Origin of the sequence: Hydrogenobaculum sp. 3684, from assembly GCF_000213785.1 — a bacterium.
In the GTDB taxonomy this organism is placed as follows: Bacteria; Aquificota; Aquificia; order Aquificales; family Aquificaceae; genus Hydrogenobaculum.
Window position 1 is genome coordinate 1,105,565 of the sequence record NC_015557.1, and the last position, 25,122, is coordinate 1,130,686.

The 25,122-nt window shown below is 35.5% G+C and carries 20 protein-coding genes; 4 read left to right on the forward strand and 16 right to left on the reverse strand.

Features of this window, described 5'->3' with window-relative positions; genetic code table 11:
- Positions 1-41 precede the first annotated feature (41 nt).
- The 15 genes from HYD3684_RS05990 to gltB are packed head-to-tail and all read right to left on the reverse strand — an operon-like array spanning position 42 to position 19,758.
- Complete coding sequence (locus tag HYD3684_RS05990) at positions 42-707, reverse strand: PilZ domain-containing protein (RefSeq protein ID WP_015419778.1); 666 nt, start codon at positions 705-707, stop codon at positions 42-44.
- Positions 708-3,506, reverse strand: a complete 2,799-nt coding sequence (gene uvrA, locus HYD3684_RS05995; protein ID WP_015419779.1) for an excinuclease ABC subunit UvrA — start codon at positions 3,504-3,506, stop codon at positions 708-710. It lies immediately after the preceding gene.
- Positions 3,484-4,014, reverse strand: coding sequence for an NYN domain-containing protein (locus HYD3684_RS06000; protein ID WP_015419780.1), 531 nt, complete (start codon positions 4,012-4,014; stop codon positions 3,484-3,486). Before HYD3684_RS06000 ends, uvrA begins: the two co-directional genes overlap by 23 nt.
- Positions 4,011-4,601, reverse strand: coding sequence for a nucleotide exchange factor GrpE (locus HYD3684_RS06005; protein ID WP_015419781.1), 591 nt, complete (start codon positions 4,599-4,601; stop codon positions 4,011-4,013). The genes HYD3684_RS06000 and HYD3684_RS06005 overlap by 4 nt, the downstream gene beginning before the upstream one ends.
- 34 nt (positions 4,602-4,635) lie before the next feature.
- Entirely contained in the window at positions 4,636-5,484 is an 849-nt protein-coding gene (gene sppA, locus HYD3684_RS06010; RefSeq protein WP_015419782.1) for a signal peptide peptidase SppA, read from the reverse strand.
- Positions 5,478-6,245 (reverse strand): indole-3-glycerol phosphate synthase TrpC, encoded by a 768-nt coding sequence (locus HYD3684_RS06015; protein WP_015419783.1) that lies wholly within the window; start codon positions 6,243-6,245, stop codon positions 5,478-5,480. The genes sppA and HYD3684_RS06015 overlap by 7 nt, the downstream gene beginning before the upstream one ends.
- Positions 6,245-6,889, reverse strand: coding sequence for a dienelactone hydrolase family protein (locus tag HYD3684_RS06020; protein ID WP_015419784.1), 645 nt, complete (start codon positions 6,887-6,889; stop codon positions 6,245-6,247). Before HYD3684_RS06020 ends, HYD3684_RS06015 begins: the two co-directional genes overlap by 1 nt.
- The gene (gene hemE, locus HYD3684_RS06025) at positions 6,858-7,901 is read right to left on the reverse strand and encodes a uroporphyrinogen decarboxylase (RefSeq protein ID WP_015419785.1); all 1,044 of its coding nucleotides are present in this window, start codon (positions 7,899-7,901) and stop codon (positions 6,858-6,860) included. The genes HYD3684_RS06020 and hemE overlap by 32 nt, the downstream gene beginning before the upstream one ends.
- Positions 7,901-9,112, reverse strand: a complete 1,212-nt coding sequence (locus tag HYD3684_RS06030) for an HDOD domain-containing protein (RefSeq protein ID WP_237698588.1) — start codon at positions 9,110-9,112, stop codon at positions 7,901-7,903. The genes hemE and HYD3684_RS06030 overlap by 1 nt, the downstream gene beginning before the upstream one ends.
- 25 nt (positions 9,113-9,137) lie before the next feature.
- On the reverse strand, positions 9,138-9,689 hold the full coding sequence (gene ilvN / locus HYD3684_RS06035) for an acetolactate synthase small subunit (RefSeq protein WP_015419787.1): 552 nt from the start codon (positions 9,687-9,689) through the stop codon (positions 9,138-9,140).
- Positions 9,690-9,699: 10 nt separating this feature from the next.
- On the reverse strand, positions 9,700-11,454 hold the full coding sequence (gene ilvB / locus HYD3684_RS06040) for a biosynthetic-type acetolactate synthase large subunit (RefSeq protein WP_015419788.1): 1,755 nt from the start codon (positions 11,452-11,454) through the stop codon (positions 9,700-9,702).
- A gap of 55 nt (positions 11,455-11,509) precedes the next feature.
- On the reverse strand, positions 11,510-13,084 hold the full coding sequence (gene cimA / locus HYD3684_RS06045) for a citramalate synthase (protein WP_015419789.1): 1,575 nt from the start codon (positions 13,082-13,084) through the stop codon (positions 11,510-11,512).
- Between the two features lie 43 nt (positions 13,085-13,127).
- Positions 13,128-14,183, reverse strand: a complete 1,056-nt coding sequence (locus HYD3684_RS06050; protein ID WP_015419790.1) for an aminopeptidase P family protein — start codon at positions 14,181-14,183, stop codon at positions 13,128-13,130.
- Entirely contained in the window at positions 14,180-15,367 is a 1,188-nt protein-coding gene (locus HYD3684_RS06055; protein ID WP_015419791.1) for an RNA polymerase sigma 54 subunit RpoN/SigL, read from the reverse strand. Before HYD3684_RS06055 ends, HYD3684_RS06050 begins: the two co-directional genes overlap by 4 nt.
- Complete coding sequence (gltB, locus tag HYD3684_RS06060) at positions 15,349-19,758, reverse strand: glutamate synthase large subunit (RefSeq protein ID WP_015419792.1); 4,410 nt, start codon at positions 19,756-19,758, stop codon at positions 15,349-15,351. The genes HYD3684_RS06055 and gltB overlap by 19 nt, the downstream gene beginning before the upstream one ends.
- A 127-nt stretch (positions 19,759-19,885) precedes the next feature.
- On the opposite strand from gltB, the gene HYD3684_RS06065 reads away from it, so the two are divergent.
- Positions 19,886-20,464, forward strand: a complete 579-nt coding sequence (locus HYD3684_RS06065; protein ID WP_015419793.1) for a Sua5/YciO/YrdC/YwlC family protein — start codon at positions 19,886-19,888, stop codon at positions 20,462-20,464.
- Here HYD3684_RS06065 and HYD3684_RS06070 read toward each other — a convergent pair.
- Positions 20,461-20,835: a hypothetical protein gene (locus tag HYD3684_RS06070; protein WP_015419794.1), complete on the reverse strand. Its 375-nt coding sequence runs from the start codon at positions 20,833-20,835 to the stop codon at positions 20,461-20,463. The genes HYD3684_RS06065 and HYD3684_RS06070 overlap by 4 nt on opposite strands.
- A gap of 128 nt (positions 20,836-20,963) precedes the next feature.
- Between HYD3684_RS06070 and HYD3684_RS06075 the strand changes: the two genes are divergently transcribed.
- The 3 genes from HYD3684_RS06075 (at position 20,964) to HYD3684_RS06085 (ending at position 25,120) form a co-directional block, all read left to right on the forward strand.
- The gene (locus HYD3684_RS06075; RefSeq protein WP_015419795.1) at positions 20,964-21,398 is read left to right on the forward strand and encodes a group 1 truncated hemoglobin; all 435 of its coding nucleotides are present in this window, start codon (positions 20,964-20,966) and stop codon (positions 21,396-21,398) included.
- Between the two features lie 83 nt (positions 21,399-21,481).
- Complete coding sequence (locus tag HYD3684_RS06080) at positions 21,482-22,111, forward strand: Crp/Fnr family transcriptional regulator (protein ID WP_015419796.1); 630 nt, start codon at positions 21,482-21,484, stop codon at positions 22,109-22,111.
- A gap of 36 nt (positions 22,112-22,147) precedes the next feature.
- On the forward strand, positions 22,148-25,120 hold the full coding sequence (locus HYD3684_RS06085; protein ID WP_015419797.1) for a valine--tRNA ligase: 2,973 nt from the start codon (positions 22,148-22,150) through the stop codon (positions 25,118-25,120).
- Positions 25,121-25,122 lie beyond the last annotated feature (2 nt).

Here is a 25,122-nt window from a genome sequence, read left to right on the forward strand (position 1 = left end):
CCAGAGCAAGATCTTTCAATGGTTTTTATCACAAGCAGGTCTCACAAAAAACTGAGAAACTCAAGCATTTCTTGTTCTATGTTATACATATTGTCTATCATAAATTTTTGGATTTTATTTTTCTGAAAACTATCCGCTAAAAACTCAACACCAACAAAAAACTGCTCAAAGTTTGGTTTACTTATCCAAGCAAAACGTATTTTCATTCTAATTATATTATTTAAAAGAGTAAATTGTATATCTGCATATTTATTGGAAAATGCGTCTAAAGGTTTATTTGTGTTTATTATAATACCGGCTCCAGCCTCAGATATATCTATTATTCTTGCTTGGAAGAACAGATTGATAATTATCACGGTGGCATCTATTGGATCCTCGAGATTTATCCTTAAAAATCTTCTTTTTTCTCTATCTACAGCCACTATGTTGATATAATTAAGATTAGCTATAGATTTTTCTTTAGACACTACATTAAAAAGAAGAGGCCTCAAAAGTATGCCAGTTCTAACCAACACATTTTTGCCAGGAGATATAGAATAAAGCGTTTCTTGATGCTCAAAAGCTAAAGATATAGATTCGCTTGATACATTTACTATAGTTGCTATACTACCGTTTAATACCGATTCTTCTTGCCATGCTATAAACACATTCTTGTTCCTAGCTTTTAAAAACGCTAAAATCTTGAAAATATAATCTTTTTCAAGCATTTAAACCTCCAAAATAGGTTTAAGCGCTTTTGCAGTGTAGGAATGCGGATGATGGATAAGCTCTTCTGGTGGACCTTCAAAAAGAAGATATCCTCCTTTATCACCGCTTTCTGGTCCTATATCTATTATCCAATCTGCACATTTTATAACATCTAAGTTATGCTCTATCACCACTACAGTATTTCCCTTATCAACCAACCTTTGAAGTATAGAGATGAGCTTTTTTATATCGTCAGTATGAAGACCTGTAGTAGGTTCATCAAGAAGATAAAGGGTGTTGCCGGTATCTTTTTTGGAAAGTTCTTTTGAAAGCTTTATCCTCTGAGCTTCCCCGCCAGACAAAGTAGTAGCGTTTTGACCAAGTGGTATATAACCAAGTCCCACCTCTTGAAGTAGCTTTAACTTTTTTGATATAGAAGGTATATTCTTAAAAAATTCGTAAGCTTCGTCTACTGTCATATTTAAAACGTCCGATATATTTTTACCGTTATATCTTATATCAAGCGTTTCTTTGTTGTATCTTGTACCTTTACAAACATCACAAGTTACATAGACAGGGGGCAAAAAGTGCATCTCAACTTTTATAACACCTTCTCCTTGACAAGCCTCGCAACGCCCACCCTCTACGTTGAAAGAAAACCTACCCGGTGTATATCCTCTCGCTTTTGCCTCGGGGGTTTGGCTAAAAAGCTCTCTTATAGCATCAAAGACTTTTACATAGGTGGCTGGATTGCTTCTGGGAGTCCTTCCTATGGGAGATTGGTCTACATTTATGGCTTTGTCAAAAAGCTCAATACCCTCTATCTTATCAAACTTACCTATATACTCGTAAGAACTATAAAAATGTCTTTTAGCGTATTGCCAAAGTATATCGTAAACCAAGCTTGATTTTCCACTACCAGAAACCCCTGTTACACATATAAAAAGCCCAGCCGGAAATCTTACCGTTATATTTTTTAAGTTGTTTTCCTTGGCCCCTACTATAGTAAGAAAGCCTTTTTGGGGTTTTCTTCTTTGTTTTGGTATTTCTATAGAAAGCCTACCTGAAAGATAACCACCCGTTAGAGATTTCTTATCTTTTTTAATCTGCTCTACGCTACCTTTAGATACTATATAACCGCCGTTTTTACCAGCACCTGGCCCAAGCTCCAACACGTAGTCGGCCGATTCTATAGTTTCGTGATCATGTTCTACCACTATAACGGTGTTTCCAAGATCCCTTAACTCCTTTAATGTGTTTATAAGCTTTCCAGTGTCTCTTGGATGAAGACCAATGGATGGCTCATCCAACACGTATAAAACGCCGGTGAGTTTAGAACCTACTTGTGTAGCAAGTCTTATACGTTGCATCTCGCCACCGGATAGCGTATTTGCACTCCTTCCCAAAGATATGTAATCAAGACCCACATCTAATAAAAACTTTATACGGTTTTTTATTTCTTTTAAAAGTGGTTTTGCTATCTCTTTTTCTTTGTCAGTTAGCTTCTCTTCTATGCTATCAAAAAACTCATAGGTTTTATCCACCGATACTTTTACTACATCCCATATATTTTTATCAAGCACAAAAACAGACAAAGCTTCTTGCTTTAACCTAGAACCTTCACACACAGGACATGGGTTTTCTCTTATAAAACCCTCAAGCATATCTTTAACACGATCAGATTCTTCAGCGTTCATATATCTTTGTTCTAAGTGCGGTATGATACCTTCAAAATAAAAACTGTAGTTGCCTCTTGAGCCATAAAGTATAAGCTCTCTTATTTCTTTAGGTATATTTTTAAAAGCTGTATTTGGGTTTATTTTAAACTTTCTTAAAATCTCTAAAACTGGATACTTTAAATAATCAAAAAACTGATATTCGTTAAATATCCTAATGGCGTTTATAGTAGGTGCGTTGATATCTACAAGAGCGGATTCGTCTATCTCCCATTTTACACCAATACCTTTACAAACAGGACAAGCACCGTATGGAGAGTTGAAGCTAAAAAGTCTTGGGCTAAGCTCTTGTATAGAAAATCCATGCTCTGGACAAACCATATTTTCACTAAAAAGCTCAAAAGAAGAAGACTCAACGTCTTCCATCTTAACAAGCCCTTGGGCGTGTTCTAGGGCTTTTTCTATAGCAAGCAAAGCCCTTGGCCTATCTTCTTCAATCAAAGTAAGTCTATCTATTATAATGTCTATATCGTGTTTTTGATTTTTGTTAAGAGAAGGCACTTCTGATATTCTGTATATATTGCCGTCTACTTTTACCCTTGAAAATCCCCGTTTTTCTATGCTTTTAAAAACATCTTTAAACTCGCCTTTCTTCCCCCTTACTATGGGAGAAAGAATCTGAACCTTTTTGTTTTTATATTTGTTGTATATATGCTCCAATATTTCATGAGCCGAAAGCCCTTCCAAAACCCTTCCGCATATAGGACATTTTGGTTTTCCAAGGTTTGCCCAAAAAACCCTTATATAATCGTATATTTCTGTGATAGTACCCACCGTAGAGCGTGGGTTGTGAGAGGTGGTTTTCTGGTCTATGGCAATGGCAGGAGACAAACCTTCTATGCTATCTACTTCTGGTTTATCCATGACATTTAAAAATTGCCTTGCGTAAGAAGATAAAGATTCCACATACCTTCTTTGCCCTTCCGCATATATCGTATCAAAAGCCAAAGAGGATTTACCACTACCAGAAGGGCCTGTTATTACTACAAGCTTATTTTTTGGAATATCTACATCTATATTCTTAAGATTGTGTTGTCTTGCACCTTTTACTATTATATAGTTATGTACTGTTTTGTTTTTCATGCTCTTCTAATTTTATAAAAGGTGCCAAATCTTTTAACTCCACAAAAAGGTCACATATATTTACAAGCTCTATAGAAGAGCTATCTTTTGTAGAGACTACTATTATCTGTTTGCCAAAGGTCCTAAGTATATTTATAAGCTTTTCAAAATCGCTATCTCCGGTTACAAGTATCGCTACATCGTAGTTATCTTTGGTAAGAAGGCAATCCATCGCAAGGTCTACATCAAGGTTTCCCTTCATGCTGCCGTCTTTTAATTGTTTTACAGCTTTTTTGATGACAGTAACACCGCCAAAGGTAAGCATTCTGTAAAACTTATTTTGCTTTTCCTCTTCTTCTTTATAAGCCAGATAAAAAAAAGTATTGTATATAACAAAGTAGTTCGCAAAATATCTAACTAACTTTAATATATCTACTTTAAAATCCAAAAACTGTTTTTGGACAAAGTAAAGGTTTGTCCCATCTATAAAGATACCAGCTATTTTCCTAGAGTTTGGCACCAGCATCATGTGATTTCTTCTCTTGCTACGTTTACCACTACCCTTGCCGCTCTTATAACCTTATCGTGCAATTTATAGCCTTTTGTAATTACTTCAACTATTTCATCTGGTCCAAGGTTATCGTCTTGAATTGTATCTACAGCTTCCGCTATGGTAGGATCAAAGATTTGCCCTTTTAGCTCCAACTCCTCAACTCCATGCTTTTTGAGTATGTTCTTTAAATCTTTATATATCATATCTATACCTAAAAGTATATTTTTTGTATTTTGGTCCAAAGATTCCATGTTGCTAAACTGAGCCATCGCCCTTTCAAAATTATCAATTACATCAAGCATATCTTTTACTATGCCCTCGTGAGCGTATTTTTTAAGATGCTCTCGTTCTTTTCTATAATGCTCTTTCAATTGCTCTAATTCTTTTTGCAAAGAAACCAATTTTTCATTTGACACTCTTAAAAGACTCTCTAACTTTGAACATCTTTCTTTTTGTGCTTCGTATTCTTTTTCTAAATTGGAATATTTTTCCAACAGCTCTTCTTTTGTGATTTCCTGTTCTTCTTGAATATTCTCATTTTCTTGCTTGATTTCTTCTTCCATAGGCGTTTTTCACCTCCTTAAATTATATATTATATCAAAAGCCTTGAAACATATACATGGTGTGGATCGGTGACATAAGCTCGAACTTGTCCAAAGCCCCGCCAAAGGAGCTTTCCATAAGCTCTTTCAAGAAAGGTTTTTTCTTTTTATAAAACACTACCACCGGATGTTTTATATGGGCAAGCTCTGCTGCTTTTTTTATAGCATCTTCTAAGTTTCCTATACCATCTACAAGACCCACTTCTTTTGCCTGAACACCCGTTAGAACTCTACCATCTGCTATGGATAAAAGCTCTTGTTTTGAGATTTTGTTGGACCTATAGGCCAATATTGCATCTATAAATTGCTGATAGGTGTTGTCTATAAGATACTGAAGGTACGCTTTATCGTCTTTGGAAAGCTTCTTCCATGGCACCAAGATGTCTTTGTATTTTCCAGTTTTAATATCACCTTGTTCTATACCTATTTTTTTAAGTAGGTCTTTGTAGTTTAGATAATCTATTATAACACCTATGCTGGCTGTAAGCGTGCCTGGGTTTGCGTATATGTAGTTTGCAGGAGCAGATATGTAATACCCACCAGAGGCTGCCAAGCTACCCATTGAAACTACAATGGGCTTTTTATGAGCTCTAAATATCTGTAAAGCTCTATAGATTTCCTGAGCTGCTCCCACAGCTCCACCAGGGCTATCTACTCTTAGCACGAGGGCTTTTATATTGGGATCTTTCTGGGCTTTTTCTATCTCTTTTTCTATAGGAAGCGGGTTTAATATAACACCTTTTACTCTTATTATGGCTATATTTGGGGATCTTCTATTTAAAAGCGCAAAAACAAGCGAAAAGACAAATATAACACCTAAAAATATAAGCACTCTTTTTACCATACAAGCTCCTTCAGTTTTTTGGCTGGATCATCTTCTTTCATAATGGATGTACCCACCAAAAATCCGTCATATCCTTTTAAAAACTCAATATCTTCTTTTGAAGATATCCCGCTTTCTGCTATCAAAACAGCTTTTGTATAATCTTTTAAAATAGGAAGCATCTCTTTGCTTTTGTTGATATCTATATCAAGAGTATCCAAATCTCTGTTGTTTACGCCAATTATCTCAAACTCTTTTACCTTTTCTATCTCATGCTCTTCAAAAATTTCCATCAATATCTCTAAACCAAGCTTTTTTGCCTCATAAGATATATCTTCAATCTGATATTTGTCTAAAATCCTTGCTATAAGAAGTATAGCATCCGCTTTATAAGCTCTTGCCTCATATACTTGAAGAGGATCTATTATAAAATCTTTTCTCATAACAGGTATATTTACAACGCTTTTTACATCTTCAAGAAAACTAAGTTTTCCATTGAAAAATTTCTCTTCTGTAAGGACCGATATAGCGCAAGCCCCAGCTTCTTGATATATGTAAGCTTGATCTTTTATATCAACATTTTTTATATGACCCATAGAAGGGGATGCTTGTTTTATCTCGGCTATGATAGGGGTTTTCATGACTTTTGATGATAGTATACTCTCTTTTAAAGACAAGGCGGGCTTTGCCTCTTTTATCCTGCCCAAAAGCTCATCAAAATAACTATAGGACTTGTTTAAGCTTTTCTTTTTATACTCTACTATCTCTTCTAAAAAGCCCATCAGCTAAGATGTTTTTTGAAAAAGTTCACAGCCTTTTCCCAGGCGTCTTTTGCAGCTTTTTCGTTGTAAACCTCTGGCCTTGTATCGTTTAGAAAAGCGTGATTTACACCTGGATATACGATAAACTCAGCGTTTATACCATGCTTCTTACACTCTTCTTTGGCTTTTTCTACATCAGAAAGTGGCACAAACTCATCTTTCTCAGCATGTATAGCTAAAACAGGTGCTTTTATAGAAGAAAAATCAATGGGAGCAAGTTGATAAAGAGCATAAAAAGGTACCAAGGCATCGGCGTATTTTCCAAAATACCATGTCAAAGTCCCACCACAACAAAAACCTGTTATACCTATCTTTTTAGCTCCTTGAGATTTTAAATAATCTATCGTTTCTTTTATTATCTCTTCTGCTTTTGATAAATCTGAAAATAGATGTTGCATGAGAGCTCCCGCATCGTTTGGGTTATCGGCGGTTTTACCATCGTAAAGGTCTGGGGCTACCACCATAAAACCTTCTTTGGCAAACCTATCTGTTATGTCTTTTATATGTGGCACAAGTCCCCACCATTCATGAAGGACTATAATAGCTTTATTACCTTCTCCAGACAAATAAGCTTTAGCCGTTTTTAGAGAGATTTCTTTTCCCATAAGACACCTCCTTCACACATTCTACAAAATATTTTACATTATCTTTAGATACATCTGGGGTTATACCATGCCCTAGATTTACCACAAAAGCAGTATCCCTTGGTATGCACATCACAAATTCTTCCACATGTTTTCTTATATTGTCTTTGTCTAACAAAAGTATCTGAGGTTCTAAATTGCCTTGGAAAACCAAATCCGGATAGCGTTTACAAACATCGTTTATGCAAACACTCCAATCCACGCTCAAAGCCTCAGCACCTAAATCAACAGCATCCTCTATATGAGAAGAAGAACCTCTAAAAAAGTATATGATAGGGGTGTTTGGATGTTTTTGTTTTATAGATTTTATGATAAAAGCATTGTACTTATGAACGTATTCTTTGTAGGCAAATCTCGATAAACTCATACTCCAAGAATCAAAGATTTGGATTACATCAGCCCCAGATTTGATTTGATTATCTATATACTCTACAAGAGCTTCAGATAACTTTTCCATCAAGATATGAAAATCTTTTTGGTTTTCATACATAAATACCTTTGTTTTGGTAAAATCCCTTGAGCTTTCTTTTTCTATCACATAAGAGGCCAACGTAAAAGGCGCTCCACAAAAACCTATCACAGGCACTGGGGATTTTTCTTTTAATACTTTTAAAAGCTCAAAAACATAACCCAAATCCTTTGCTATATCCTTTGATTTTAGGCTTTTAAAATCAAAATCGTGCTCTAACTTTGGACCTTCCCCAGCCTCAAAGGACACTTTTATACCCATTGGTTCTAACAATACAAGGATATCTGAGAACATGATTACAGCATCCACACTCAGTATATCCACCGGCTGAAGGGATACAACAGCGGCATCTTCTACATTTTTACAAAAATCCAAAAAACTTTTATACTTTTGCCTTATGGCTCTATACTCTGGTAAATATCTGCCCGCTTGACGCATCAGCCAAACCGGATATCTTTCTATAGGTTCTTTTTTTAGGCTTTTAAGGAAAATATCATTTTTCATTAGCGTATAGCTTCTATAAATCTATCGTACTCGTAAAGGGCTTCTAAGTAAATTCTTTCAACCCTATCTTTATTTAGATTGTATTTTGACACATAAAAATCTATCTTCTCTTTGTCTTGAAACTCAAAAGCTCTTACCAAATCAAGAAGCTCTGCAAACATATTCTTCCCTTCTATAAGGGCTTCTGCCACATCCGGAGAAACCGGTATATCTTCAAATATCTCTTGAAAGCTTTTTCCCAAAAGCACATCCATGAAAGATAAGATACCCACCATGTAAGCTGTGAGTGCTTTTGTGCTATCTATAAGTTTACAAACTTTCTCCATAAAATAGGCCCTAGCTACGGCTTTTTCCACGTATATATTTTTAGCTGGATTTGGCACTGAAGAAGATAAAAATATCAAGTTTACCCATTTCTTTAAATTGTTAAATCCAAGAAGGGTCACGGCTGCCTCCACAGATGAGACCTTTGAAGGTATTGCAAAAAAAGCGGAGTTTATAAATTTCAATATGCTAAAAGTAAGCTCTGGTGATCTTTTTATTATATCTATAGCCTCCTTTATATCTTCTGGTGTTCTTAACTTTATAAAGAGCTCCGTTATCATAGAAGATGGTTTTTCAATCCTGTTTATATTTAATTTTTTAGGAGATTCTATATAATAACCCATATAGTAGGAAAACAGTTCATTCTTTAAAGCTATGTCCATTTCCTCCATAGAGTTGATATCTTTACATATGAGGCTAATACCCATGTTTACATAAGGAGCATAAACCTCTGGATTTAACGATACTGGCACCATTATGAAAGATATTCTTTTCAAAATATTATCAGATATTTCTGATTCCCCAGGGTTAAAATTGAAAACACATATGCTTATATTCTCTACGCTTAATTTTTCAAAGACATCTTCTATATAGCTTAACGTATAAGAAAAAGAGAGTTTTTTATAGTCAAGAATGCAAACAAGCTTCATGTCTTTCTCAACGCGTGGAAGGAAATCGTTGTATATAAAATCAACATCTATCCCTACATCTATGAAAGTGCTAAATCCGTGGGTTAACTTTCTAAAATCAAACTCTATAAGAGAACTAAGAATAACAGCAGCATCGTTTTGAACAAACTCATCTTCACTTTCTAAAGAAAACTTATAGCCAAATGTTGAAAAATCCCTATTTACAATAGACTCTCTTTTTAATTTAGTAACTAACATGTATAACATTATAATATATTCGGCTTTAGTCTTGCATTTCTTCTAAAACGGACTCCCTTTTTAACGTGATCTTTCCAGTGGTGGCCATCTCCTTTATGCCAAAAGGTCTTACTAAGTTTAAAAAAGCTTTTATCTTTTCACTATCTCCTGTTAGCTCTATCATTATACTGTTTTGAGAAATATCCACCACCTTACCTCTAAAAATCTGGGCTATTCTAAGTATCTCATCTCTTTCTTTATGAGAAGGAGCATGCAACTTTATAAGCATAAGCTCCCTCTCAACCCTCGGTACATCTGTCAAATCCCTTACCTTTACCGTATCTATCAACCTTCTTAACTGTTTTATCATCTGGTCTATAACTATATCATCACCTTTTACCTCTATCGTTATACGTGATAGGTTTGCTTCTGAGGTATCGCCTACGCTGAGACTTTCTATGTTGTAGCCTTTACCAGCAATCAAAGTTGCTATGCGGGCCAAAACCCCAAATTCGTTGTTTACTAATATGCTTATGATGTGCTTTCTGGTCTCGCCCTTTTTGATCTCTCTTTTAGGTCTTCCGTTTATTGCCTCCATTTCTTCTCCTCTATCCTACTAAATACATTGTTTCAGCTTCTACATTCTTGCCATCGGAAAGTAGCATATCCTTATAGCTTTTTCCAGCAGGTACCATAGGTAAGCAGTTTTCTTCTCTGTCTACTATCACTTCCACCAACACAGGTTTATCGTTTACGTTTTTGGCTTTTAAGAGTATATCTTTTAGCTCTTTCGGGTTGTCAGTTCTCATGCCTATAGCACCGCAGGCTTCTGCGAGTTTTACAAAATCTGGCTGGAAAGACAAATCAACTTCAGAGTATCTTTTGTTGTAAAAAAGTTCTTGCCATTGGCGAACCATACCGTAATAAGCGTTATTCAATATTATTACCTTTATAGGTATGTTGTAGTGAGCTGCAGTTATAAGTTCTTGCATCGTCATCAAAAATGAACCATCTCCATCTATTATAAAAACATCTTTATCTGGCCTTGCAATTTTTGCACCTATACCCGCTGGCAAACCAAAGCCCATTGTACCAAGTCCACCAGAGTTTATAAACTGCCTTGGGAAAGAATACTTATAAAACATAGCGCTCCACATTTGATGCTGTCCTACCCCTGTAGCAATTATAGCGTTTCCCTCGGTCACATCGTATATAGTTTCTATGAGAAACTGAGGTTTTATAACCTTATCAGAAGGCTTGTAAGACAATGGGTAAGCTTTTTTCCAAGCATCTATTTGTTCAAGCCATGCTTTTCTTTCATCTTCGTGCACTATCTTAGAATTTTTGTTTTTGATCTCCTCTATAAGTCTTACCAATACGCTTCTTATATCACCTACTATAGGTACATCCACAGTAATGTTCTTCGATATAGAGGCTGGGTCTATATCTATGTGTATTATCTTGGCAAAAGGAGCAAACTCATCCACTTTACCAGTGACCCTATCATCGAAGCGAGAGCCTACAGCAATAAGAAGGTCTGAGTGGTAAACTGCCATGTTAGCATAGTATGTACCGTGCATACCTAGCATCCTTAAAGAAAGTGGATGCCTTTCATCAAAAGCTCCTTTACCCATATTTGTAGTGGTCACTGGGATTTTCATAAGCTCCGCAAGTTCTGTAATTTCTGCATTCGCTTCTGCTGCTACCGCACCACCACCTACGTAAAGCACAGGTCTTTTGGCTTCTAATATGAGCTGAGCTGCTCTTTTTATTTGCTGAGGATTTCCTTCTATGTGAGGCTTATAACCCGGTAAAGAGTTTATAACTTCTTCATCAGAGGGTATCTCTACGTCTGTCATGGTTTGGGTAATATCTTTTGGAATATCCACCAAAACAGGCCCAGGCCTTCCGGTTCTTGCTATATAAAAAGCCTGTCTTATGATAAGGGGTAAATCTTCTACTCTTTTCACCAAAAAGTTATGCTTTGTCACAGGCCTTGTCATCCCTACTATATCTACCTCTTGAAAAGCATCGTTTCCTATCAAAAACGTAGGTACTTGGCCCGTTAAAAATACCACTGGCACAGAATCCATATAAGCATCTGCTATAGCAGTAATTAGGTTTGTAGCACCGGGGCCTGATGTAGCTAAAGCCACACCTACTTTTCCAGATGCTTTGGCATATCCTTCTGCCATATGTCCAGCACCTTGCTCATGTCTTGCCAATATGTGTTTTATTTTATTTATTCTATATAAAGCATCGTATATTTCCATATTTGCACCGCCAGGTATACCAAATATAACATCAACGCCTTCTTTTAAAAGCGTCTCAATAACAACATCGGCTCCTTTACGCATTGCCATAGCCAAAACCTCCAATTTTAATAAATCTTAAATATAATACGCTTTTGTTAAAAAACTATAAATTTTCTTCTTCATCTTTTAAAAGCTTAAAACTAACACTGTCCACTAGGGCCTTCCAAGAGGCATCTATAACGTTGTAAGAGACACCCACAGTACCCCAAGTTCTGATTCCATCAGTGGACTCTATAAGCACCCTAACTTTTGCAGAGGTCCCTTCGGTTTCATTTACTATTCTAACCTTATAATCTATAAGCTCTAAAGACTCAAGGTTCGGATAGATATCTATCAAAGCTTTTCTAAGGGCGTTGTCCAATGCGTTTACAGGGCCATTTCCTAAAGCTGCGGTATGTTGGTAAGTATCTCCTATTTTTATCCTAACTGTAGCTTCTGAGAGCTCCTCGTGATTTTTACTAAAAACTTCCACTTTATAAAAATCTAACTCAAAATAATCTTTTGCAATACCAAAATGCTTTTTAAGAAGAAGTTCTAAAGATGCATCGGCCGCTTCAAACACATATCCTTCTTTTTCAAGGTTTTTAATATGCTCCACAAGCTTTATAACATCTGGAGAGTTTTCATCTACACTGAGACCAAACTCTTTTAGTTTATAAAGTATGTTACTTCTACCAGCCATATCGGAGATGGTTATTTTCCTTACGTTTCCCACAAGCTCTGGCCTTATATGTTCATACATATCAGTTTTTTTGCTCACCGCTGAAGCATGCACACCAGCTTTATGGGCAAAAGCGCTCGCTCCCACATAAGGCATATTTTTTGGAAGAGGCACATTTGATACCTCTGAAACAAACCTTGCAAGCTCTGTGAGATTTCTCAAAGATTCCTCTGGTACAGTTTGAAATCCCATCTTTAAAGAAAGCGCTGGTATTATAGAGCAAAGGTTTGCATTGCCTGTTCTTTCACCTATGCCGTTTATAGTCCCATGCACTTGTCTACAGCCCATCTTTATAGCTATAAGAGAGTTAGCCACCGCACACTCTGCATCGTTGTGAGCATGTATGCCTATGTTTGCATTTTTAAACCTATCAAACACCTCTTTAAATATTTCTATCATTTCAAAAGGAAGCGTACCGCCGTTGGTATCGCAAAGCACCACCCAATCAGCCCCTGCATCAAAAGCTACCTCTATCGTTTTTAAAGCATAATCCTTATTTGATTTAAAACCATCAAAAAAATGCTCCGCATCAAATATAACTTCTCTTCCTTCTTTTTTTAAAAAAGATATGGTATCGTATATCATATTTAGATTTTCTTCTAAGGTGGTGTTTATAGCATCTAGTACATGATAATCCCAAGATTTACCAAATATGGTAATAGCTGGTGTTTGAGCTTTTAAAAGCGATAACACTTGAGGATCTGAAGAGGCTGTTAGAGCTTTTTTTCTTGTAGAACCAAAAGCCACTATCTTGGCATGTTTTAAAGATACATGTTTAATCTTTTCAAAGTAAAATGTATCTTTTGGATTTGAACCAGGCCAGCCAGCTTCTATATAATCTATACCAAAATCATCTAAATGTTTTGTAATAAGTAGTTTATCTTCTAAGCTAAAGTTCACCCCTTCCGACTGTGAGCCATCTCTTAGCGTCGTATCGTAAATGTAAACTTTCTCCATAAGTATATTATATATATTAGTTTTCAAGATTTTAAAATATAAATCATAAAACCACCAAATCAAGGCTTATGGAAGACATAACATTTGGATATCCTTTTTCTATATAAACTATATTTTCAAGCCTTACACCAAAGTGGTTTGGCAAGTATATGCCTGGTTCTATAGTAAATACATATCCATCTTCTATGATATCCTCAGATGTCTTATAAACTCTTGGCTCTTCATGTATTTCAAGGCCAACTCCATGTCCAGTAGAATGTGTGAAATAATCTCCATATCCTTTTGATGCTATATAATCCCTTGCTGCTAAATCCACATCTTTTAGAATATTACCAGATTTAGCTTTTTCTATGGCAAAAAGGTGAGCATCTTTTACGATGTTATAAACTTTTAAAAACTCATCTGAGGGCTTTCCTACGTGAAAGGTCCTTGTAAAATCAGTGGCATAATGGCCCCATATAAGCCCCATATCCACTAGAAGAGGTTTATCCTTTTCTATAACATCAAAAGAAGTCTCATGATGAGGCACAGCTGAATTTTTGCCAGTAGCCACTATTGTATCAAAACTCTCTTTTTGGGCTTTTTCTTTTAAAAACTCACATACAACAAAATCTTTTACATCTTTTTCATTCATACCAGGTTTTACAAAATCAAGAAGCCTTTTATAAACAGCATCTGATTTTGCTACACCTTCTTTCATTATGTTTATTTCTTCTTTTGATTTTACTTTTCTAAGGAAAAAAGTAGGGTCTTTTTCAAAAGATAAGTTTATATATTTTGAAAGCTCTTCGTAAAAAGAGTAAGAAACTGTTTTATCTATGTGTATAGAATCTATGTTTTTGGTTTTTAAAAACTTTGAGATAAACTCTAAAAAATTTCCCTCTATATTTATCACTTCCATATGTTTTATCTTTTCTTTTGCCCCTTCTATATACCTTGAGTCTGTAAAAAAGAAAAATTCGCCTTCCAAACAAAGCACATAAGCGTTTGAGGATTTAAACTTAGATAGATATAAAACGTTTGGTTTGTAGGTTACTAAAAAGCTATTTATATGTTTTTCTTTTAAAAGCCCATAAAACTTTTCCAAAATATCTTTCATCTTTTCCTCGAACTTCCAATACCAAGTTTTGCCCTATACTTTGCCACAGTGCGCCTTGATATATTTATACCGTAATTTCTTAAGATCTCTTCTATATCTTTATCGGTATATACAGTTTCTTCGTTTTGAATGAGTTTTTTTATCATGTTTAATATCTCCTCTTGACTTTTTGAGGATACGCTCTCTCTCACAAAAAAAGATCTTAGCTTAAATACCCCTTTTGGCGTTTTTACATACTTTGAATTTACAAGCCTTGAAACAGTGGATATAGAAATACCAAACTCATTTGCCACATCTTTTAGCATCAAGCTTTTAAGAGGCTTATCTTTTAAAAAGAAGTCTTGTTGTCTTTCTACAACAATCTTTGTAAGCTCTTTTAGAAACTTCCTTCTTAAGTTTATGGCTTCTACAAACCTTCTAGCCCTTTGTTTTAAATATCTTTCAAGCTCTTTGTCCTCTAAGCTCTCTTCTATATTTTCTTGAGAAATATCTACATAGTTATCAAATATATCGTATAAAATCTCCCCTTGATCTATCTCTATTACGATATCCACTTTAGAGGGTAAAAGGTTTGTTTTATCTATCTGAATGGGTGTTTTTTTGAGACTTGAGAAAAACTCCATAGCCTCTTTAGGTATTTTTTTTCTTTCTTCTAAATCTTTTAAATATTTTATATACTCTTTCTTGTCTTTGTAATAAGTCCTTATCTGAAGTTCCATGTACTCAAAAGGATTTAAAGAACCGTGCCCTATGGGCTCTATCTCCATCACAAAAGCTCTGGCATCATCTACGACATCCCAATCTACGCCAAAATGATTTTTTATATCCTCTAACGTCTCAAGAGATATAAAACCACTGCTATCTAGAGAATATACTATTTCTTTGGCTATCTCTTTTTCTATATCCTCTAGCTCTTCATTTATAGCCTTTATAAGATGCTCCTTGTAAGAGTAAGAGTAAGCTATATTTTGGGTGTAGTCTTCTTTGTTTATAAAAAACTTTTTCGGCGGTTTTAGTACTTTTAGTTTTAAAAAAGGATTTAGCTTCTCTTCTACTTTAAGCTCTTGCTCTAAATCTGTTGCAGTATCTTGTAGAAGCTCAACATTTTGACTTAGTACAAAAAATAGGTTTAAACCTATTTTAATTTCAAGCTTTTGATTTAGGTTTATACCTTCTGGACACATTCGTCTGAACTCTCAGATCTTACACAAAGCTCTATCGGCATAATCTTTTTAAAAGCCTCAAACCCATTTTCTAACATCTCTTTAGCTTTAGGGCTATCTGTATATTTTACATGGGATTCAAGCATAGACCTTATAAGCTCTATATCTTCTTCGGTTATATCTTGCACCAGCACGTAAGATGTGTTTATATGCTTTTCCAAAACCCCTTCTTTGTCGTAGAAATAGGCTATACCACCAGTCATACCAGCACCTACGTTGTAGCCAAAATTCCCTATATTTACAACAACACCGCCTGTCATATACTCAAGTGCATGATGACCCACTCCTTCTACCACCGCTTTTGCACCACTGTTTCTAACGGCAAAACGTTCACCCACAGACCCAGCTATGTAAAGCTCACCACCGGTGGCACCATATAATATAGTGTTTCCAGCCAAGACAAAAGGCTTATCAGCATAATAAAAAGGTCTTATAGATATAATACCCCCGTGCATTCCCTTTCCTACATAATCGTTTGCCATACCTTTTAAAAATAAGTTTATACCTTTGTGGTTAAAAGCTCCAAAACTTTGGCCTGCAACGCCTTCAAAATAAAGGTTCAACGTGTTTGATGGCAAGCCCTTATCTTTATGATAAATAGCCGTATAATAACTTATGGTAGCCCCCACACTTCTATCTATGTTTGTGATTTTGTAATGCCTTTCAACAGGTGTTTGGCTTTTAATAAACTCTTCTAATTCTTCGGCTATAAAATCGTTTAAAGTTTTTTCAGGGTTGTCGTTTCTTTCAAAGGTCCTAAACCTTGGAGCATCTTTTGGATAGCCTTTTGTGAATACATCAAGCTTTAGTCTGGACGGTCTTGGTTCTAAAAGCTCAAGACGACCTATTATATCGTTTAGACTTTTGTATCCCATAGATGAGAGTATCTCTCTTACTTCCCTAGCCAAAGCCTTAAAATAAGCAGCCACTCCTTCTTTGGTGCCACTAAACTTAGCTCTTAGCTTTGCATCTTGGGTAGCCACACCTGTAGGGCATGTGTTTAAGTGGCATTGACGGGCCATCACACAGCCTTCTGCTATCATGGCAGCGGTACCAAAACCAAACTCTTCTGCACCTAAAATAGCACCTATTATCACATCCTTACCAGTTCTAAAACCACCATCTACCCTTACGCTAACCCTATCCCTTAAAGCGTTTTCCATAAGGGTTTTTACGGTATCGTAAAGACCTATTTCCCAATAGTTACCAGCATTTTTTATAGAGCTAAGAGGAGATGCTCCAGTACCTCCTTCGGTACCACTCACTTGTACGATATCAGCATAAGCTTTTGCAACACCAGAGGCAATGGTGCCAATGCCAGATTCACTAACAAGCTTCACAGATATACGAGCCTTTGGATTTGCTTTTTTAAGATCGTTTATAAGCTGTGCCAAATCCTCTATAGAGTATATATCGTGATGAGGTGGTGGTGATATGAGGGTTATCCCTTCTTGGGCATATCTTATCTTAGCTATGTAGGGACTTACCTTTTTACCAGGAAGTTGACCACCTTCACCGGGTTTTGCCCCTTGTGCTATTTTTATCTCTATATCGGTGGCAGAAGCAAGATAAGTAGGGGTCACACCAAATCTACCTGAAGCCACTTGTTTTATAGCGCTGTTTTTCTCGGTAAAATACCTTTCTGGGTCTTCTCCACCTTCACCGCTGTTTGATTTCATACCAAGCATATTGGTAGCCATTGCAAGTACTTCATGAGCTTCTGGAGAAAGCGCTCCCAAAGACATAGCACCTGTCACAAAACGCTTTAGTATCTCTTCTTCGGGTTCTACCTCTTCTATAGGTATTGGGCTTTTAGCTTTTTTATAATCCAAAAGATGATGTATAAACGTTGGATGCTCTTCGTTGGCAATCTTAGAAAACTCAAGATAATCTTTATAATCAAGGGTTTCCAAATACTTATGAAGAGCTCTTACCACATGAGGAGACCAAGCGTGGTAAACACCGCCTTTTCTAAACTTCAAATCACCCCCATAATCAAGGGTTGGTTTTTCGCTGTTAAAAGCAAAATCATGTCTTTTTATAATAGATTCTTCTATTTGCTCTATACCATCCGCTTCTAACGTAACGGGAGTACCAGTAAAATATTCATCCACAAAATCCTTGTTAAGACATACGGAGTCAAATATCTCAGCCCCTTGGTAAGAGTTGAGCGTTGCTATACCCATTTTAGCCATTATCTTGAGAATACCATCTTCAAGGGCTTTTTTATAATTTTTCAACACACGCTCGTAGTTTTCAGGATAAGTGTGATATAAGGTTTCATAAAGAAGATATGGATAAACCGCAGATGCTCCGTATCCTATAAGACATGCAAGAGAATGTGTATCTCTTACTTCTCCAGTTTCTACGATAAAGCTTACCTTCTGCGATAAGCCAAGCTTAGCAAGATGTCTTACGGAGGCACTAACCCCCAAAAGGCTTGGTATAGCTACGTTCTTTTCATCAACACCTTTATCAGAAAGAATTATTATATCTGCACCTTCTTTTACAGCTTGCTCTACTAAATGAGTAAGCACTTCTAAGCCTATCTTCAAATCTACAATAGGTATACCTTCATAAACAGCGTCCATCAATATATCTGAAACCCTTTCAAAACCTTTTAAATCCTGAAGGGCCTGTATGTTATCGCTTCTATGCTTTGGATAGCATAAAGATATACGTTTTACTTTAAAATTCTTCTGATTTTCTATAGCTTTTATGTGATATGGCAAAAGCACCGGAGAATCTATTTGAAATCTTTTAGCATGCTGAGGAGTTTCTACAAGAAAGTTTCTCTTATGCCCTAGGTTCATTTTCAAGCTCATAACAAAGCGTTCTCTTATAGAATCTATAGGAGGGTTTGTAACTTGAGCAAATCTTTGTTTAAAGTATCTAAATAGGAGTACTGGCTTTTCGTTTAAAGGAGGTAGTGGTGTATCATCTCCCATTGAAAATGTATATTCCTTACCTTCTTTTGCCATATAGTCTATTTGATTTTTAAGCTCTTCTGTTGTATAGCCAAAATAAGCCTGTAAGCGTGTAAGCGTATCTTTGTCTACATGCTCATCTTCTAACGTTCTATCTTTTATAATATCCTCAAGCCTTAGAAGATTTTCTTCTATCCATTTTTTATAAGGGTTTTTCTTTGATATATCTTCTAGTATTTCTTGGGTGGTTTTTAGGCTTTTAGTGGAAGTATCTATAAGGATAGTATCACCTGGAGAAAGTCTTGAGCTTTCTTTTATATCAGAAGGGTCTATATTTACCATGCCCACTTCAGAACCAAGTATTACTATGTTGTCTTTTGTGATTATGTATCTTGAAGGTCTTAGCCCGTTTCTATCTAAGTGAGCACCCACTTTTACACCATCGGTAAATACGATGGCAGCTGGTCCATCCCAAGGTTTCATAAGTAAGGATTTGTATTCAAAAAATGCCCTTATATCGTCTTTTAGTGTATCGTCGTTTTCCCAAGCAGGTGGTATTAGCATATTTATAGCATGTTCTACTGGGTACTCTGTTAACACTAAAAGCTCAAAAACTTTATCCAAAGAAGCAGAATCGCTTTCATCATACTCTACTATAGGTTTTATAAGTTTTATGTTGTCTTCTAAAAGCTTATGGTAAAGCTCAGATTGAATAGCCATCATCCAGTTTCTATTGCCGTTTATTGTGTTTATCTCACCATTGTGGGCTAAATATCTAAAAGGTTGCGCCAGATTCCAGTTTGGAAACGTGTTTGTAGAATACCTTTGATGAAATAGGCATATGGAAGATTCTATATCTTCATCTTCTAAATCTTTGTAAAAATGATCTATCTGATAAGCCACAAACATGCCTTTATAAACTATCGTCTTAGAAGACAAAGAAGGTATGTATATTTTAAGCTCTTTTTTTAGGCTTTTACGAAGAAAATACAAAGCAAGCTCTTTGTGTTCTATGCCTTCCAAATCAAGAAGCATTTGTTTTATAACAGGCATCGTCTCAAGGGCACTTTTACCAAGGGCAGATTTATCTATGGGTACATCTCTAAAACCTATAAGTTTAAAGCCCATTTTTTTGGCTATGTCTTCTACTTTTGATGTATCGTTGTTTTTCAAAAATAAAACACCTACTCCAAGGTTTTCTACAGAAGATATCTCAAAACCAAGCCTATCTATCTCTTTTTGAAAAAATTTATGAGGTATTTGTATTAGTATGCCAGCACCGTCTCCGGTTTTACCATCAGCACCAACTGCTCCTCTATGAGTTAGATTCTTGACAGCTTCAATACCATATTTTACAATCTTATTGGATTTTTTACCGTTTACATCGCAAATAAAACCAACACCGCAAGAGTCTTTTTCTTGCATTAGCTTACCTCCAAACATTGTAGACAAATATTATAACTCTATTGAAAAAAAATGTACTAAACAAAATCACAAAACTAAAACTATCTTTTATCATTGAAAAAGCTAAAAAACTTTTTAGTATCTCTTCATGGCTTTTGATGTTAAAAAAATAAACGAAGAAGGCGTTATAGATAGCGCTATATATATACTAAACAAAAATATGCCCATATGCTCCCCCACAGATACTATCTATGGAGTACTAGCAATAGACAACGAAGAAGCTCAAGAGCTTCTTTACAAAATAAGAAGGCCCTCAAAAAAACCGTTTCTTAGGCTTTTACCAGATATAGATTTTTTAGAAATGTATGGATTTAAACCAAACGATAAAGTTTTTGAGTTATCCAAGTTAGAAGGTGTTAGTATCATAATAAAAGCCCAAGACAAAAGCTTAGGTTTTAGAATACCACAAAAGGGTTTTATAAAAGAGCTTTTAGATAAACTTAAAAAACCCCTTTTAGCACCTTCTTGCAACAAAGAAGGAGAGCCTCCTGCAAAATCCATAGAAGAGGCTATAAGCTATTTCAAAGATGAAATACCTTTATACATAGATGGGGGTTTTATAGAAAGCCCACCTTCAACAATAGTAGAAATAGAACAAAATACCATAAAAATAGTAAGAGAAGGCATGTCTATAGATAAAGTAAAAGAGCTTATAAATAAACTCTAATCCAAATATTTTTCTATTATAGCTGCTATTTCGTTTAATCTTTCATATATGGAAAGTTTTAGATAGTTTAGATGTATACTATCAAGTTTATCCATTTTTTCTATATCTTTCAATACATTTTCCACAATATTCATTATAACCATCTCAGCGTTGGTAAAATATCCGTTAAATGTGCTATTTTTTGTCTTTTTCTCCAACTCCTCAAGTTTTGCTGTATACCTTGCTACCCTTTCTATATGATCTATTGCCCTTATGGCATCCTCATCAAGATCCTTATATTTAAGCTCGTTTAATTTCTCTTGAATCATCTTCCTCATGCTATTTATAAAAACCTTGTCAAGCTCCAAAGACTTATCTTTCGCCTCTTGCATCTTATATTAATATAATTAACATCTTACTATATTATATGGTAAACATCATATATATTATGTAATTTTATCACTGAATAACCAAAGCTTAACATTTATCTTAAAAGCATAAACCAATAGGAGGTAGTTGTATGAAAAAACTTTTACTGGCAGCGGCCATTTTCACAAGCATAGGGTTAACATCGGCAAATGCCAAAACCCTTTATCAGGAGTTGGGTGGATATGATGCCATATCCGCCGTTACTAAGACCTTGGCTACTAAGCTTGTACAAGACCCAAAGCTTGGCGTCTATTTTAAAGGGTTAAACACCCACCACAAAGAAGTCGTTGTAAACAATCTCACTGACTTTTTATGCAGTGTCACCGGAGGACCTTGTATATACACTGGAGAAAACATGGAAGAAGCTCACGCTGGCCTTGGTATAACAGATTCGGACTGGAATAGGTTTGTTAAAATAACAGAAAGCGTATTAGACGAATATAGAGTGCCGCCAAAATTACAAAAAGAGCTATTGGAAAGATTGGTTCCTCTTAAGCCATACATAGTACAAAAGCAAAGCTACTAAAAAAACAATAGCCACGCCTAAGCGTGGCTATATTCAAATTATTTATCATTGAAAATCTATAACAATCAACAATATTAATAAGTATGGAAACTGTAAGCTTGATAAATCTTTTCCCATTTGCAAATAAAGATTTTCAAGATGAGCTAAAAAAATTTTCCACTTTTGTGAATCTTCCAAAAGGAACTATGGTAGGGTATCCTGGTGCTAGATGCGACTTTACACCGATTGTGATAGAGGGTTATTTAAAAGTATATGCAATGTTAAACAATGGCAAAGAAATATTTTTATATAAAATAGGTCCTGGAGAGACATGTATGCTGACAAACCTTGCAATTTACAAAAACAGGCCTTATCCGGCATATGCAGTTTGCGAAACAGATGTAATAGGTTTTACAATACCATCTCAAGTAGCCAACGCTTGGTTTGAAAAGTATTCTTATTGGAGAAACTTTGTCTTAGATACAGTAGTAAAAAACGCTTACGAGGTATTTTTTGTATTAAACGAAATAATGTCAAAACCACTAGAACAAAGACTTAGAGAATATCTCGTTGAAAACGCCAACAACCAAATGGTAGTAAATTGCACTCATGAAGATATTGCAAAAGATATAGGTACGGCAAGAGAAGTAGTTTCTAGGCTTTTAAAAGAATTAGAAAAACAAGGGCTCTTAGAATTAAAAAGAGGAAAAATACATATAAGAGGCGATTTATAAAAATAAAAAAGACAGTTTTTGGTAAAATAGTAGTTTATGAAGGATTATATACCAAAAGATATTGAACAAGAAGTTTTGGAAAACTGGATTAAGTCAAATATATATACTGTTAAAAGCCCAAAAAAGGCTTTTAGCATGGTGATACCCCCACCAAACGTCACTGGTTCTCTTCACATAGGACACGCTTTAAACATCACCATCCAAGACATAGTGGCGAGATTTAAAAGAATGCAAGGCTACGATGTGGTATGGGTGCCAGGATTTGATCATGCTGGTATAGCCACTCAGTTTGTGGTGGAAAGGGAGCTTTCAAAAGAAAATAAATCAAGACTTGAAATAGGAAGGGAAGAATTTTTAAAAAGAGTATGGCAATGGGTTTATAAATCAAGAGACAACATCAAAAACCAAGTAAAAAGATTAGGAGCTTCTGTAGATTGGTCAAGAGAACGCTTTACGATGGACGAAGGATTTTCAAGAGCCGTAAGACATGCTTTTAAAAAACTCTACGAAGAGGGTCTTATAAAAAAAGACACATACATTATAAACTGGTGTCCAAAAGATCTGACGGCTCTTTCTGATTTGGAAGTAGAACACGAGGAAGAAAAAGGGAAACTTTATTACATAAAATACCCAGTGTTAGATAGCACCGAATATATAGTTGTAGCCACCACAAGACCAGAAACGATGCTTGGAGACGTGGCGGTGGCTGTAAATCCAAACGATGAAAGATACAAACACCTTATAGGTAAAAAACTAAAACTTCCTTTGGTAGATTGGCAAAGAGAAGATATGTCTGGTAACCAAGTAAGCCCCGAAATACCAGTTATAGCAGATGAGTTTGTGGATATGGAGTTTGGTACAGGGGCCGTTAAGATCACACCGGCTCACGATCCAAACGACTATGAAGCAGGCTTAAGACAAAACCTTCCCATAGTAAAAATAATGGATGAAAAGGCAAAACTTACAAAAAACGCAGGTAGATTTGAAGGTTTAGATAGATACGAAGCAAGACAAAAAATAGTAGAAGAGCTTAAGAGTTTAGGGCTTTTAGAAAAAGAAGAAGAGCATACCCATGCTGTCGGGAAATGCTATAGATGTAAAACCACTATAGAACCCATGGTATCCACCCAGTGGTTTTTAAAAGTCTCTAATAAAAAAGATGAGTTTTTAGAGGTTGTTAAAAGCCAAAAAACGAGGTTTATACCACCAAACTGGGAGAAAAACTACAACGAGTGGATGGAAAACATAAAAGATTGGTGCATATCACGTCAAATATGGTGGGGCCATAGAATACCAGTATGGGAATGTAAAGACTGCAAAAAAGAATCTATTTATACCGACGAAGATTTTAACTACGTCCAAGATAAACTTATTTTTAATCTTTTGGCAGATGGTAAGATAAAAAAGGTTTTTACACCAAAAGAGATAGATGATATCCTAAACGGTAAGAATTTTGTACACCCTGAGATGTCAACCCTTGATTTTTACAAGCATTTTGCCTACAAAAAATACTATTCTACTGGTATAAACGAGTTTTCTATATGGCAATACATGGCCACCAGAAGAGACTTATACAAATACCATAAGGATATAAAGAGTTTTGAGATTTTATTAAAATGTAAACACTGTGGTTCTACAAACATAAAACAGGTAGAGGATGTGCTTGATACATGGTTTTCATCCGCTTTATGGCCCTTTGGAGTCTTTTCTTGGCCAGAGCCAAACCACGATTTAGATGTTTGCTATCCAAATAGCCTTTTGGTAACGGCTTTTGACATACTCTTTTTCTGGGTGGCTCGCATGATCATGATGAGCAAAATGCTAAACGACAAAGAACCCTTCAAAGATGTCTATATACATGCTCTTATAAGGGATGAAAAAGGTCAAAAAATGTCAAAAACCAAAGGAAACGTCATAGACCCCATAGATGTAATAGAAAAATACGGAGCGGATAGCCTAAGATTTACACTGGCTTCTTTGAGCTCTGCTGTAAGGGATATAAAACTTTCTGAACAAAAGTTTGAGGCAAGTAAGTTTTTTGCCAACAAGATATGGAACGCCGCCAAATTTGTAATATCAAACACCCCTGAGAATTTTCTCCAAGACATAATATACGGGGATATGTATGAAAAAGAAGATTATTGGATCATTACAGCCCTAAACCTCACCATAGGACAAGTGACAGAATACCTTGAACATTATCAGTTTTCCCATGCTGCTCAAAGTATCTACAACTTTTTCTGGAATGAATTTTGCGATTGGTATATAGAGTTTTCAAAAATCCGCATATACGAAAAGCCCATAGAAATAAAAGAAGACATGACAGACGAAGAAAAATCACAGATAGAACAAATAAACAACCAAATCCAAAAGAAAAAACTTACCGCTTTAGCAGTGCTAAACACCGTCCTATCAAAAGCCCTAAGACTTTTACACCCTTTTATGCCCTTTATTACAAGCTACATACACGACAAGACCATCTTCAACGACAAAGATATATCTTTAAAAGAGTTTCCGGCTTTTGATAAAGAAGCTATAGATATTAAAAGCTATGAAACCATAGAAAGACTAAAAAGATTGATTTCTTTTATAAGAAAGATAAAATCTGATTTTAAGATAGAATCAAAGATAGATATGTATTTTGAAAGCCATAGCTCAAAAGAGTTTTTAGAAGAGTTTAAACCCCACATAGTAAGTCTTTGTAAATTAAGCTCCTTTGATATACCCACAGATAAAACCAACATGCTATCAATACCTTTTGAAGATATAACACTATATATACCAGAAAAAGACTTCGACAGAGATGCCCTTCTAAAAGACTACGAAAAAGCATTAAAAGACATAGAAAAACAACTTTCTATATACGCATCAAAGCTTGAAAACAAAAACTTTATAGAAAAAGCACCTCCAGAGGAAGTAGAAAAAGCAAAAACCACAAAAGAAAAATTAGAAAAAGAAAAAGAAAACGTACAAAAGCTTATAGCTATACTAAAATTTGGTAAAATATGAAT

What these genes read in the sequence shown, in the direction of transcription:
- HYD3684_RS06085 (WP_015419797.1), top strand. Translation starts at nt 22,148, where the DNA reads ATGAAGGATTATATACCAAAAGATATTGAACAAGAAGTTTTGGAAAAC.
- HYD3684_RS05990 (WP_015419778.1), bottom strand. Translation starts at nt 707, where the DNA reads ATGCTTGAAAAAGATTATATTTTCAAGATTTTAGCGTTTTTAAAAGCT.
- cimA (WP_015419789.1), bottom strand. Translation starts at nt 13,084, where the DNA reads ATGGAGAAAGTTTACATTTACGATACGACGCTAAGAGATGGCTCACAG.
- uvrA (WP_015419779.1), bottom strand. Translation starts at nt 3,506, where the DNA reads ATGAAAAACAAAACAGTACATAACTATATAATAGTAAAAGGTGCAAGA.
- HYD3684_RS06070 (WP_015419794.1), bottom strand. Translation starts at nt 20,835, where the DNA reads ATGCAAGAGGCGAAAGATAAGTCTTTGGAGCTTGACAAGGTTTTTATA.
- HYD3684_RS06000 (WP_015419780.1), bottom strand. Translation starts at nt 4,014, where the DNA reads ATGATGCTGGTGCCAAACTCTAGGAAAATAGCTGGTATCTTTATAGAT.
- HYD3684_RS06030 (WP_237698588.1), bottom strand. Translation starts at nt 9,112, where the DNA reads ATGTTAGTTACTAAATTAAAAAGAGAGTCTATTGTAAATAGGGATTTT.
- HYD3684_RS06005 (WP_015419781.1), bottom strand. Translation starts at nt 4,601, where the DNA reads ATGGAAGAAGAAATCAAGCAAGAAAATGAGAATATTCAAGAAGAACAG.
- HYD3684_RS06080 (WP_015419796.1), top strand. Translation starts at nt 21,482, where the DNA reads ATGGAAACTGTAAGCTTGATAAATCTTTTCCCATTTGCAAATAAAGAT.
- HYD3684_RS06050 (WP_015419790.1), bottom strand. Translation starts at nt 14,183, where the DNA reads ATGAAAGATATTTTGGAAAAGTTTTATGGGCTTTTAAAAGAAAAACAT.
- HYD3684_RS06075 (WP_015419795.1), top strand. Translation starts at nt 20,964, where the DNA reads ATGAAAAAACTTTTACTGGCAGCGGCCATTTTCACAAGCATAGGGTTA.
- gltB (WP_015419792.1), bottom strand. Translation starts at nt 19,758, where the DNA reads ATGCAAGAAAAAGACTCTTGCGGTGTTGGTTTTATTTGCGATGTAAAC.
- ilvB (WP_015419788.1), bottom strand. Translation starts at nt 11,454, where the DNA reads ATGGCAATGCGTAAAGGAGCCGATGTTGTTATTGAGACGCTTTTAAAA.
- ilvN (WP_015419787.1), bottom strand. Translation starts at nt 9,689, where the DNA reads ATGGAGGCAATAAACGGAAGACCTAAAAGAGAGATCAAAAAGGGCGAG.
- HYD3684_RS06065 (WP_015419793.1), top strand. Translation starts at nt 19,886, where the DNA reads ATGGCTTTTGATGTTAAAAAAATAAACGAAGAAGGCGTTATAGATAGC.
- HYD3684_RS06055 (WP_015419791.1), bottom strand. Translation starts at nt 15,367, where the DNA reads ATGTGTCCAGAAGGTATAAACCTAAATCAAAAGCTTGAAATTAAAATA.
- HYD3684_RS06020 (WP_015419784.1), bottom strand. Translation starts at nt 6,889, where the DNA reads ATGGGAAAAGAAATCTCTCTAAAAACGGCTAAAGCTTATTTGTCTGGA.
- hemE (WP_015419785.1), bottom strand. Translation starts at nt 7,901, where the DNA reads ATGAAAAATGATATTTTCCTTAAAAGCCTAAAAAAAGAACCTATAGAA.
- sppA (WP_015419782.1), bottom strand. Translation starts at nt 5,484, where the DNA reads ATGGTAAAAAGAGTGCTTATATTTTTAGGTGTTATATTTGTCTTTTCG.
- HYD3684_RS06015 (WP_015419783.1), bottom strand. Translation starts at nt 6,245, where the DNA reads ATGGGCTTTTTAGAAGAGATAGTAGAGTATAAAAAGAAAAGCTTAAAC.